The organism is Intestinibacter sp. (genome assembly GCF_051866655.1).
Lineage (GTDB): Bacteria > Bacillota > Clostridia > Peptostreptococcales > Peptostreptococcaceae > Intestinibacter.
On the sequence record NZ_JBJDXL010000529.1, the window covers coordinates 1 to 2,196 of the forward strand.

Here is a 2,196-nt window from a genome sequence, read left to right on the forward strand (position 1 = left end):
CCTCACTTTTGTCCCCTGTCAAAAGTGTGTATGCTTCTCCTAGAGGAATTCCTACAGTGTTTACGATATCGTCGTATGAAGCCCTTTTTAAATTTAATTTGTCAAATGCGTAGTGAAAGCTCTCGACAATTGGATTTGTCGCATCTGCTAGTGTATAATCAAAATCAAAAATATAAGCGTCGTAATTTTTCATATTTAATCTCCTTAGTTTTATCTATTTATTACCGTTTTTGCCATATAATAAAAAGTCACTCCTAAAACACTCACGAGCATAAAAACTGTGAACCAAATTCCTAGAGGAATCCCCTCCATCGAGCAAACTGTCATATAGAAAAAACACCCTACTATCAGTAGTTTAATTAGTAAAAGCATGTTTATGACATAGCTGAAAATTCTCGCTCTGTTTTCATCTGTGACTTTAACTGGTATATTCCATGTTTGTGGAAAAAACATGCAGACAGTCAGTATTACATATAAAAGTATAGTGACTCCTAAAAGTACAAAAACTGTCGATTTACTGCCCCAAGCATCTGGGTTTCCAGCAAAATCAAAGTGTGTAGGTATTTTATCTGATATTTTTGAATATCTAATAGATACATATACGATTTCACATAAAACTAATATCGCTGTGATAGCTTCTAGTATTTTTTGATAAATATTATACATGATTTTTCCCTCCCCAATAAAATTTACCTTATACTATATTTTATATTTTTAATTTGTATTGCGCAACGAATCTATTTAGATATTTTATGCTGTTGTATTCTATTCAATAATTGTTTTTTCATGCTATAATTTAATTATAGAACTTAAAGGGGAGGACATAGTATGAATCAATCAATTTTTCAACTTATAAAATCTAGGCAATCAATCAGAACCTATAGCAACGAACCTATAGATACATCTGTTTTAGACAAAATTCAAAATTATATTGATGATGTTACAAACCCATTTAACAGAAAAGTTTGTATCCAAATTTTAAAACCAAATAATTATCATAAAGAAAAACTTGGCACTTACGGTGTGATCAAAAATCCTAACTACTTTTTAGTAGCTTCTTGCGAGGATAAACCTTTTGCTCTTGAGGCTTTAGGATATACGTTTGAAAAAGTCATCTTATACTGTACATCTCTAGACCTTGGTACAGTTTGGCTTGGAGGAACTTTTAATAAAAGCAAATTTGCAAAGGCTATTAATCTTAAGGATGGATATATTTTGCCTGTAGTTTCTCCTATTGGTTATCCTGGTTTGAGAAGAAGCCCTATAGGATTTTTAATTGGAAGCAATCATAACAAGAGAGAACCTTTTAGTAAATTATTTAGCCGAAATGATTTTTATACTCCTATGGCTAAAAAACAAGCAGGAATCTACGGTGATGCTCTAGAAGCAGTCAGACTTGCACCATCTTCTAGAAATTGCCAACCTTGGAGAGTTGTGTACAACGATGAAGGAATTCACTTCTTCACAACTGGATCAAGGGATATGAACAAAATCGACATGGGTATCGCCCTTTGTCACTTCGATAGCGTTTTGGAAGAACAAAGAGTTAAAGGTAGATTTAAAATAGTAAATCCTGGTATAAAGACTGATTACGAATACGTAATTTCATGGATACCTGATAAATATTTTTAAAACAAAGTAATACATAGCAATTACTGTGTCGAAGCTTAAATATATTATAAAACCTCTAGATGTAACCAATTATTATATTTACATTTAGAGGTTTTATATTTCAAATACTATTTAGTCAATAATTCTTTGTTTATTATTTCTTCTTTTCTATTTAATAAATCATCAGATAATAATTGTTTTTCAACATTTTCAAATCCTAGACGATTTATAGTTTCTTCAAAACGTTCACCTTTTATTCCTTGATCCTTGAATAATAGGATAGTTTTTTCTATAACATTTAAAGCTTCTTCTAAGTCTGTAAATACTTTATTTAGAGGTTTACCTATAGATATTTTTTTACCCCATCTACCGCCAACGTAGATTTTGAAGCCTCTAACTTTTCCATCAACTACATCGAATGGACATTTTCCTACACAACGACCGCAGTGGTTGCATATGCTTTCATCTCTAGTGATTTTCTTATCTACAACTTTGCATGCGTGCATTGGACATGCTTGTTCTATTTTACATTTTTTACATCCTTTACATTTTTCAAGATCGTGAGCTGGCACTAATTGTCCTATT

At 31.5% G+C, this 2,196-nt stretch carries 4 protein-coding genes; 1 reads left to right on the forward strand and 3 read right to left on the reverse strand.

Translation table 11 applies throughout. The features are described from left to right. Nucleotides 1-193, reverse strand: a 193-nt coding sequence (locus ACI3VO_RS15860; protein ID WP_439758847.1) for an HAD family hydrolase, incomplete at its 3' end; no start/stop codon positions are given. 17 nt (nucleotides 194-210) lie between these two features. Next, nucleotides 211-666 carry a DUF1648 domain-containing protein gene (locus ACI3VO_RS15865; RefSeq protein ID WP_439758848.1) on the reverse strand — a complete coding sequence of 152 codons (456 nt, stop codon included), beginning with the start codon at nucleotides 664-666 and terminating at the stop codon, nucleotides 211-213. Nucleotides 667-828: 162 nt separating this feature from the next. Here ACI3VO_RS15865 and ACI3VO_RS15870 point away from each other — a divergent pair, with 162 nt between their 5' ends. Further along, entirely contained in the window at nucleotides 829-1,632 is an 804-nt protein-coding gene (locus ACI3VO_RS15870; RefSeq protein WP_439758849.1) for a nitroreductase family protein, read from the forward strand. A gap of 107 nt (nucleotides 1,633-1,739) precedes the next feature. Here ACI3VO_RS15870 and ACI3VO_RS15875 read toward each other — a convergent pair. Continuing rightward, nucleotides 1,740-2,196: 4Fe-4S binding protein (locus ACI3VO_RS15875; RefSeq protein WP_439758850.1), on the reverse strand; the 457-nt coding region annotated here is incomplete at its 5' end.

What these genes read in the sequence shown, in the direction of transcription:
- ACI3VO_RS15865 (WP_439758848.1), bottom strand. Translation starts at nt 666, where the DNA reads ATGTATAATATTTATCAAAAAATACTAGAAGCTATCACAGCGATATTA.
- ACI3VO_RS15870 (WP_439758849.1), top strand. Translation starts at nt 829, where the DNA reads ATGAATCAATCAATTTTTCAACTTATAAAATCTAGGCAATCAATCAGA.